Raw genomic sequence first — 10,346 nt, 5'->3', positions numbered from 1 at the left:
GGATTGCTATATTATTGTAACTAATCTCCACTAAAATTTTACCTAATTTACTTGCAATTTGCCGTAAATATTAATAATATAAAAAAGCCAGGTTTCTATGTCATCAGAGATATGCAAGAATACGACGTTATCATCATCGGTGCTGGACACAACGGTTTAGTTTGTGCGGCTTATTTACTCAAAGCAGGTTATAGCGTCCTTCTACTAGAAAAACGTCCTGTTCCCGGTGGTGCAGCCACAACAGAAGAATGTATCCCAGACAAAGCACCAGGTTTTAAATTTAACTTGTGTGCCATTGACCATGAATTTATTCATTTGGGTCCAGTAGTAGAAGAATTAGAACTGACAAAATATGGCTTAGAATATCTAGATTGTGACCCAGTTGTCTTTTGTCCTCACCCCGACGGTAAATATTTTTTAGCTCATAAATCCTTAGAAAAGACCTGTGCAGAAATCGCTCGTTATAATGAAAGAGATGCTAAAAAATATGCCGAGTTTACAAATTATTGGCAACGGGCAATTAACGCCATGATTCCCATGTTTAATGCCCCACCCAAATCAATTATAGATATTTTCGGTAACTACAATCTGCAACAAGTTAAAGATTTATTTTCTGTAGTTGGTTCTCCCGCCAAAAGTTTTGATTTTGTGCGAACAATGTTAAACAGCGCCGAAGATATTCTTAATGAATGGTTTGATGAAGAATTTCTCAAAGCTCCCCTATCTAGATTAGCATCAGAATTAGGTGCGCCACCTTCTCAAAAAAATCTGGCAATTGGGGTGATGATGATGGCTATGCGTCATAATCCTGGAATGGCTAGACCTCGCGGCGGTACAGGTGCATTGGTGCAAGCTTTGGTGAAATTAGTTAAGAGTAAAGGTGGGGTAATTCTCACAGACCAGCACGTAGAAAAGATTTTAATTGATGATGGTAAAGCGGTAGGAGTTAGGGTAGCAGGTGGTAAAGAATATCGAGCAAAACAGGGAGTAATTTCTAATATTGATGCTCAAAGATTATTCTTACAAATGACAGAAAAAAGTGATATTGATGCCGTTGATCCTGATTTGTGGGAAAGGTTAGAACGACGGATTATCAATAACAATGAAACCATTCTGAAAATAGATTTAGCATTAGATGAACCTTTGCATTTTTCTCATCATGATCATAAAGATGAATATCTCATTGGTTCAATTCTCATTGCTGATTCCATGAATCATGTAGAACAGGCTCATAATAAATGTACAATTGGCGAAATTCCCGATTCTGACCCCTCCATGTATCTCGTCATGCCTAGCGCCCTTGACCCTAGTTTAGCACCACCTGGTAAACATACTTTATGGATTGAATTTTTTGCTCCTTATCAAATTGCTAATGCAAAAGGTACAGGTTTAAAAGGGACAGGTTGGACTGATGAATTGAAAAACAAAGTTGCAGATAGAGTAATTGACAAATTAGCAACTTACGCCCCCAATGTGAAGAAAGCAACTATCGCTAGAAGAGTAGAAAGTCCGGCAGAATTAGGAGAAAGATTAGGGGCATACAAAGGGAATTATTATCATATTGATATGACAATGGATCAAATGATCTTTTTCCGACCTTTACCCGAATTAGCTAATTATAAAACCCCCATTGATAATCTCTTTTTAACAGGTGCAGGAACACATCCAGGTGGCTCAATTTCCGGTATGCCAGGACGCAATTGTGCGAGGGTATTTTTGCAGAATAAGCAACCTTTTAGTCAGGCTTTAAAGGATGCTCGAAATTCAATTAAGTCTACAGTTAATTCGGTATTTGGATAGACGGTTCTTATTCAGGTTAACTACCATATACCTGCGGCCAAGTTGTCAACAAAAATACTACAACCGCGCTGATAGCTAAGACACCTTGAATCAAATTCCCCACCACTGTACCGACAGTGATTCCTATACCAGCTTTTACCGCAGGCCATAATTGACGTTGATAAAGAAACTCACCAACAATTGCTCCTAACAGTGGTCCAAATAAAATCCCTAATAATGGACCACCAAAAGGTAAAGCTGGTAATAATCCAAAAAACCCCAGTAATAAACCCACAAATGCGCCAATTTGTCCCCACTTACTCGCACCGGCTTGTTTTGCTCCGATATAACCAGCCAGGAAATCAACTCCTGTACTCAGAAGTAAAACAATGATTGTCACAATCAGGGGAATTTTGATAGCTGCAAAGGAATTACTGACAATTCCCCAAATAATAATAGATATTAAAATTAAGCTGCTTCCAGGGATAGCTGGAACTACAGCACCAATAATCCCTACGAACATTACAGCCACTAAGAGTAAATAAATAATTTGCATAATTCATAATTTATAACTTTTAGAATCTCGTTAATCTCGTTCCCAGTCTCCGACTGGGAATGTTCATCACGCGGCTCTGCCGCTAGTAACGGGAGGCAGAGCCTCAAAGTTAGCATTCCTAGCCAGAGTCTAGGAACGAGAATGACCAAGAGTAACAGCTAATTTATCAGCAATTCCCGCAATCCAGTTTTCATCTTGTTTAGTGTAACTGCGGGGAGCATTTGCTGCTAAAATTAAAACCCCTTCTTGACCAATTGGTTGACAAATTACACCTTGTGTGTTTTCTGGTAAATAGTCAAATTCGATTTTACCAGGATAGACATACAAAGCCACTAAATAAATTGGCTTTTGTGTTTCTAATACTTTTTTTAAAATTATTCCTGGTACTACTTCCGATTTAGCAGCCAGAATACCGCGACGTAATAAAACTTTACCTTGATAATAAACTATGAGCGATCGCGTCACTGTATTAGTTAATAATAACCGCGTTGCCCAGGCTAATTCTATTTTCGCGGCTTCTGGTAATTCTGGAGCTAAGAAAAATCCCTCTTCCCCAATTAATTCTACTGTCTCCGGTGTGCGCGGCTGTACCTGTTGCCAAATTAAACCAGTTAAAATCAATACCGCACTCAAAATTACCCCCAGCACATCTCCTCGTGCTTGGGAATTTGTCAGTTCCGGTGTTAACAACCGATTCATTAACAAAAGCACAGCACCTAAACCCCCAACAACTAAGGGTAAACGCCGTAAAACTCGATTAGGATCTGATTTGGTCATTAGGAATAGGAGTGAGGAGTCAGGAGTGAGGAGTCAGGAGTCACCGAGTCAGGAGTCACCGAGTCAGGAGTCAGGAGTCAGGAGGAGGAAGAAGAAGAAGAAGAAGAAGAAGAAGAAGAAGAAGAACTATAATATTCCCCAATTACCAATCACCAATTACCAATCACCAATTACCAATCACCGATACTTTACTCTTCCCCTGGTTCTAATATGCGTTGGAACAGATAACCAGTACCTCTAGCGGTGAGAATTAGTTCAGGGTTGCTGGGATCATCCTCTAATTTTGCCCGTAAACGAGAGATATGTACATCCACAACGCGAGTATCTACATGGCGTTCAGGAGTATATCCCCATACTTCCTGCAAAATTTCTGAGCGGGAAAAAGCTTCACCAGAACGACTGACTAACAATTCTAATAAGCTAAATTCCATACCGGTTAAGCGAATGCGCTCATCACCTTTATAAACTTGACGCTTATTTGTATCAATTTTGATGGTGCTGACATGAATCACCCCAGAACTAGGAATACCATTTGCACCTGTTTTGTCCACCCGTCGCAAGACTGAACGAATCCGTGCTTCTAGTTCTTTGGGTGAAAAGGGTTTAACGACATAATCATCCGCACCCAATTCTAAGCCGGTGATGCGATCTGCCACATCTCCCAAAGCGGTGAGCATAATAATGGGGACATCGGATTCTTTGCGTAATTCTTGACAAACGCCATAACCATCTAGTTTTGGCATCATTACGTCTAAAACTACTAGGTCTGGTTCAGCTTTGCGAAATATTTCTAAAGCTTCCTCACCATCTCCTGCTGTCACTACATCGTAGCCAATCATGGAAAGGCGTGTTTCCAAAATCCGCCGAATGCTGGCTTCGTCGTCTACTACCAGGATTTTTTCTTTATGACTTTCCAAGTTTTGTCATGCTCCTTAACTAAAATTTTTGATGATTAATTTTAAATATCATAATATTAAGATATCATTGCTCTCAATTGATTTGGAAAGAGCTTCCAACTATTACTATTATTAGATGTTCGTTTTTTCCAAAATTTAAGGAAAAATTAAGATTATTAACTAAAATTTAAGCATGGCAAAGCCAAAAACCATTTATATCTGTAGTAGTTGTGCAGCGGAATTCTCTCAATGGTTCGGAAAATGTTCAAATTGTGACACTTACGATTCTTTAGTTGAGCAAAATATTAGTTCTTTTATCGGGGATATACCTAGCCGGTCTGGAGTGGGAAATTGGCAAGCTGGAGGTCATAGTAAGTCTCATAATAAACCAGCTAAAGCCAGATCTTCTCTGACTTTTGACCAAATTAGCGATCGCCAAATTGCTCGTTGGGAGTCCGGTTATGGGGAATTAGATCGAGTTTTAGGTGGTGGAATTGTTCCCGGTTCGATGGTGCTAATTGGTGGCGACCCTGGTATCGGTAAATCAACTTTACTACTGCAAGTTTCTAACCAATTGGCGCAAAAATACCGAATTCTCTATGTGACTGGAGAAGAATCTGGACAACAGGTAAAATTGCGTGCTTCTCGTTTGGGAATGTCAAAACCACCTACGCTAGTCACGGAAGATCCTGAAAACAAAGATCCGGAAAAACCGATAGATCCTGACAGTATAGGTGCAAATTTGTATGTTTTGCCAGAAACGGATTTAGAAGAAATTCTGAGGGAGATAGATTCTCTAAAACCAAATGTAGCGGTAATAGATAGTATCCAAACAGTGTTTTTTCCTGCTTTGACATCAGCACCGGGTTCAGTTGCTCAAGTCAGGGAATGTACCGCAGCTTTGATGAAGGTGGCAAAACATGAAGATATTACGATGTTAATTGTGGGTCATGTTACCAAAGAAGGAGCGATCGCCGGTCCCAAAGTATTAGAACATTTAGTAGATACCGTCTTATATTTTGAAGGCGATCGCTTTGCCTCCCACAGATTATTAAGAACTGTAAAAAACCGTTTCGGAGCAACCCACGAAATTGGTATATTTGAAATGGTATCCCAAGGATTAAAGGAAGTTGATAATCCTTCCGAACTGTTTTTGGGCAACCGTGATGATCCGGCTCCGGGTACGGCTATTGTGGTGGCTTGTGAAGGAACAAGACCAATAGTTGTGGAATTACAGGCTTTAGTCAGTCCTACCAGTTACCCATCTCCTCGTCGGGCGGGTACAGGCATAGATTATAATCGCTTAGTGCAGATTCTCGCCGTCTTAGAAAAGCGTGTAGGGATACCTATGTCCAAATTAGATTCCTACGTTGCTTCTGCGGGGGGATTAAATGTAGAAGAACCAGCGGTAGACTTAGGAATTGCAGTAGCGATAGTTGCCAGTTTCCGCGATCGAATCGTTGATCCTGGTACAGTCTTAATTGGGGAAGTAGGGTTAGGGGGACAAGTGCGGTCGGTTTCCCAAATGGAACTACGCTTAAAAGAAGCCGCGAAACTAGGATTTAAAAGAGCCATAGTTCCTAAAGGGACAAAATTCCCTGAGATTGGGATTGAGATACTACCAGTAGGTAAAGTCATAGATGCAATTATTGCGGCTGTTCCTCATCAAGAATTGACAGAAGAAGATTTAGACCCGGATGAGAATGAATAACTAAACCGCACAATCAGTAGATTAACATAAAAAAACTGTGCGATACCCCTACCTCTGTTCACTTGTAGAGGGGGGTTTTTATTTTTCACATTTTTGTAAAAAAGTCTGATTAAAATATTTTTTTTTCTGTTGTGATGTTAAATCATAGGGATATCTTTCATCTTTCAACTACTTCGACCAATCTCTCCTACAAACAGCTTCTAAAGCTTTCATAGTTTCCCCCTACCAAATCAGTAATATTAACTTAGGGATTTTGTTACTTAAGTATAAGCTTAATCAGCACTTAAATAAATCTAAACTATAGACAATAATATCTTAACTTTCGACTGATATTGTTGATGCCATTACCTGCAATTTCTCATAAGCAAATTGTCTTTCTCTCAAAATACTTTAAATATTACTTCTCCTATGGTGACACTCAAAGGTTTTGCTTCTTTACCTGCTGATACCTTCGCTGCTGGACCTGCTGCGGGTGCAGCCGTAACTAATCCTACCAATGGACGCACTACCCCCTTTCCTGGTCAACCTGTGCAAGGTTTTAGTGGTGTCCAATTTGCCCCCAATGGTGCTGGTTCTGTCTTTTGGTTCTTAGCAGATAACGGTTTTGGGGCAAAAAATAACAGTGCTGATTTCCTCCTGCGACTTTACCAAGTTGACCCCAATTTTGCGGGTACAGAAAACGCTAATGGTTCTGTAGCGGTTCAAAACTTCATTCAACTCTCTGACCCCAATAAATTAATCCCCTTTGATATTGTCAATAAAAACACAGCCAAACGGGAACTGACCGGGGCTGACTTTGATGTAGAGTCCTTTGTGATTGATGCTAAAGGCGATATTTGGGTCGGTGATGAATTTGGAACTTACCTACTACATTTCAATAGCAATGGTGTTTTATTAGATGCCCCCTTCCCTACTCCTAACCCCGTTAAACTAAATACCCTCAACGGTCAAGCACCAATTGTGATCGGACATCGTGGCGCTAGTGGTGAACTGCCAGAACATACCATAGAAGCCTACCGCTTGGCGATTTTACGCGGTGCAGACTTCATTGAACCAGATTTGGTATCCACTAAAGATGGGGTCTTAATTGCCCGTCATGAACCAAATCTGATTAACACCACCGATGTAGCTAGTCGTTCCGAATTTGCTAGTCGGAAAAAGACGGTGTTGGTAGATGGTGTCACTGAAGAAGGCTTCTTTGCTTCCGACTTTACCTTGGCAGAAATTAAAACTCTGCGGGCTGTAATGCCTCAAGGTTTCCGAGATCAGGTATACAACGGTCTTCTCCAAGTTCCTACCCTGGGCGAAATTATTGATTTGGTGAAAGAGGTTGAGATACAAACTGGTAAGAAAATCGGTATTTATCCTGAAACCAAACACCCCACCTATCACGACAATTTGGGTTTGTCTCTGGAAGAAAAACTGATTGACACCCTCAAAGTCAAAGGATTTACTGATCCCAAACGGATTTTCATTCAGTCCTTTGAAGTCAACAATCTCAAGGATTTAAACAATACTATCATGCCGGCTGCTGGTGTGAATCTTCCCTTAGTGCAATTGCTTGATGCCTACGATGTCGCTAATGATGGAACATTGTTGTATCAAGATGTTAACGCTCGTCCTTATGATTTCACTGTTAAGGGAGACACCCGCACCTATGGAGATTTATTAACTCCTACTGGTTTGAAAGAAATTGCTGCCTACGCTGATGGTATTGGACCCTGGAAACGGCAGATTGTTTCGGTGAAAACAGTTGATAACAATAATGATGGTAAACCTGACGATCTGAATAACGATGGTGTGATTAACGATGCGGATAAAGTTACCCTAGCACCCACCAGCTTAGTTAGTGATGCCCACAAAGAGGGTTTGGTTGTCCATCCTTACACCTTCCGCAATGAAAGCCGTTCTCTAGCATCAGATTACAATAACAATCCTGAGTTGGAGTACCGTCAGTTCATTAGTTTGGGTGTAGATGGTTACTTTACTGACTTCCCAGGGACAGGAGACTTAGTTCGGGATCAAATTACGGCGAATCAAGTCCGATCGCCCCAAAATCCCACTGTTCTCTCTACCCCTAAATTTGATACACTCACAGGCAAAGCCCCCATCGTCATCGGCCACCGGGGTGCAAGTGGTGAACGTCCAGAACATACAATAGAAGCCTACAAATTAGCGATCGCTCAAGGTGCAGATTTCGTTGAACCCGATTTAGTGGTAACAAAAGATGGTGTCTTAATTGCCCGTCACGAACCCATGTTAGCAGTCGGCGTTCTCAATACTGATGGCACAATTCAACGAGATACCAATGGTAAGCCAGTTATCAATAGTACCGATACGAGTACGGATGTTTACTTACGGGATAAGTTTGCCGATCGCCTGAAAATCAAAAATTTAGATGGTCGCAATGTCGTCGGTTGGTTTGCTGAAGACTTTACCCTGGCAGAAGTTAAGGAACTGAATGCGATTGAACGGATTCCTGCTTTGCGTGGTACTACTTTCGATCAAGATGGATTGAAAGTACCAACCCTGAAAGAAGTCATTGATTTGGTGAAACAAGTCGAACTAGAAACAGGTCGCAAAATCGGTATTTATCCCGAAACCAAACATCCTACTTTCTTTCAACAGCAAGGTATCAATACTAGCCAAATCTTAGCAGACACCCTCAAAGCTGAGAACTTTACCGACCCATCTCGGATCTTCATTCAATCCTTTGAAGTTGCCAACCTCAAGGCGCTGAAAAACACCATCATGCCCACCGCAGGGATTGATATTCCTCTGGTGCAATTGTTTGGTGGTTCAGGTCAACCTTATGACTTTGTAGTTGCTGGTGATACCCGCACCTATACCAATTTGTCCACCCCCGCAGGTTTAGCCGAAATTGCTACCTACGCTAAAGGAATTGGTCCTAATAAACAGCGGATTATTCCTCAGTTGACAGTGGATGCCAATAAGGATGGACAGCCTGATGATCTCAATGGTGATGGACAAATCAGTGATGGCGATCGCATTTTAGGCACACCCACAACCCTGATTCAAGATGCCCACAAAGCTGGTTTAATCGTCCATCTCTACACTTTAAGAAATGACGAGTTCTTCCTTCCCGATACTTACAAAAACGACCCCGGTGCAGAGTTCCGGAAGTTCATTGATTTGGGTGTAGACGGCTTTTTTACCGACTTCCCCAAAACAGGGCGACAAGTTCTAGTTAATGATTACCTAGCTGGTACAGGCTATGCCAATCCCAACGCGAATTTAAATACCCCTTACTTCAATAATTCACCGGAATACTTTGCTCCCAATCAGCCCTACTACGGCGACCTCGTAACGGCAAACATCAACCGCTCCCAAGGCTTTGAAGGCATGGCATTTAGTCCTGACCGTCAAACTCTTTATCCTCTCCTGGAAGGGACTGTTATAGGCGATCCTGCTGGTTCTGTACGGATTTATAAATTCGATGTAGCCAGTGAAAGCTACCAAGGATTGGTAGGACGTTATCAATTAGCCAGTACCAGCAATGCGATCGGTGATTTCACTCCCATCAATAACAACGAGTTCCTAATTATTGAACGCGATAATAACCAAGGTACTACAGCCGCTTTCAAGAAGATATTCAAAGTTGATTTCAGCAAGATTGATGCTAATGGCTTTGTTTCCAAAGAGGAAGTCGCAGACCTCCTAAATATCCAAGATGCTAAGGATCTCAATGGTGATGGCAAAACTACCTATGATATGCCTTTCCAAACCATTGAAGATGTGTTGGTAATTGATAGCAAAACCATTTTGGTGGCAAACGATAACAACTATCCCTTCTCCATTGGTCGTCCTCCAGGAATTGACAACAATGAGATGGTGGTCTTGGAACTAGACAAACCTCTTGCCCTTGATCCCCGTCTAGGTCTATCTGCGTCTATAGCAGAAGCTACCCAATATGTGGCGGGGACAACTGGTAAAGATGATTTGTTTGTCAGTGGTGGCACTGATGGCATCAATGACACCATCTTCACTGGCGCAGGTGATGACACTGTTGATACTGTCTTGGGTGCAAGTTCTCCCTTTGCTGGTAACAATATCGTTGATTCGGGTAGCGGTGATGATACGATCTTTGTGAATAAGGGCGATCGCGCTTTCGGTAGTGATGGTAATGACACCTTTGATGCGAGAGATGGTCAAGGTGGCAACCGCATATCTGGTGGTGTGGGTGATGATACCTTCTACTTGGGTAGCAATGACCGGGCTTTGGGTGGTGATGGTAAAGATATCTTCAGAGTTAGTCTTGGTGGTGGTAACTTAATTTCCGGTGGTGCTGGCGCTGACCAATTCTGGATTGTCAATGCTGAATTACCCTCTTCGGCTAATACCGTGCTTGACTTCCAACTGGGTACGGATGTTATCGGTATTCAAGGTGCTGTTAGCTTAGGTATTACCACATCAACATTGAAGTTAAATCAAGTTGGTGCAGATACCGCGATTGTCTTCAACAATCAAACCTTAGCTACTCTGACTGGGATTCAAGCCAGTAGTTTGAGTTTGACAGATTCTAAACAGTTTGTCTTTGCTTAGAATCTAATTCTCCCGTAGGGGTTTAGCGCAATGCGTTAAACCCCTAATTTTTAGTATTATGAGG

At 41.7% G+C, this 10,346-nt stretch carries 6 protein-coding genes; 3 read left to right on the top strand and 3 right to left on the bottom strand.

Features of this window, described 5'->3' with window-relative positions:
* Nucleotides 1-111 precede the first annotated feature (111 nt).
* Entirely contained in the window at nucleotides 112-1,800 is a 1,689-nt protein-coding gene (crtO, locus tag FJR08_RS13795) for a beta-carotene ketolase CrtO (RefSeq protein WP_015079767.1), read from the top strand.
* Between the two features lie 16 nt (nucleotides 1,801-1,816).
* Here the strand turns inward: crtO and FJR08_RS13790 are convergent, their stop codons facing one another.
* From FJR08_RS13790 to rpaB, 3 genes are all read right to left on the bottom strand, one after another.
* Nucleotides 1,817-2,335: a DUF456 domain-containing protein gene (locus FJR08_RS13790; RefSeq protein WP_015079766.1), complete on the bottom strand. Its 519-nt coding sequence runs from the start codon at nucleotides 2,333-2,335 to the stop codon at nucleotides 1,817-1,819.
* A gap of 129 nt (nucleotides 2,336-2,464) precedes the next feature.
* Nucleotides 2,465-3,112: a cofactor assembly of complex C subunit B gene (locus FJR08_RS13785; protein ID WP_168633542.1), complete on the bottom strand. Its 648-nt coding sequence runs from the start codon at nucleotides 3,110-3,112 to the stop codon at nucleotides 2,465-2,467.
* Between the two features lie 188 nt (nucleotides 3,113-3,300).
* Nucleotides 3,301-4,029 carry a response regulator transcription factor RpaB gene (gene rpaB / locus FJR08_RS13780; RefSeq protein WP_015079764.1) on the bottom strand — a complete coding sequence of 243 codons (729 nt, stop codon included), beginning with the start codon at nucleotides 4,027-4,029 and terminating at the stop codon, nucleotides 3,301-3,303.
* Between the two features lie 172 nt (nucleotides 4,030-4,201).
* On the opposite strand from rpaB, the gene radA reads away from it, so the two are divergent.
* Both radA and FJR08_RS13770 read left to right on the top strand, forming a co-directional pair.
* Nucleotides 4,202-5,719 carry a DNA repair protein RadA gene (radA, locus tag FJR08_RS13775; protein WP_148765485.1) on the top strand — a complete coding sequence of 506 codons (1,518 nt, stop codon included), beginning with the start codon at nucleotides 4,202-4,204 and terminating at the stop codon, nucleotides 5,717-5,719.
* Between the two features lie 369 nt (nucleotides 5,720-6,088).
* Nucleotides 6,089-10,282: a glycerophosphodiester phosphodiesterase family protein gene (locus tag FJR08_RS13770; RefSeq protein WP_254435756.1), complete on the top strand. Its 4,194-nt coding sequence runs from the start codon at nucleotides 6,089-6,091 to the stop codon at nucleotides 10,280-10,282.
* The last annotated feature ends 64 nt before the right edge of the window (nucleotides 10,283-10,346 follow it).

Source organism: Dolichospermum sp. UHCC 0260, from assembly GCF_009711985.1.
Classification (GTDB): domain Bacteria; phylum Cyanobacteriota; class Cyanobacteriia; order Cyanobacteriales; family Nostocaceae; genus Dolichospermum; species Dolichospermum lemmermannii.
The sequence above is the reverse complement of the archived record's forward strand: the minus strand, read 5'-3'. Positions and strand labels throughout refer to the sequence as shown.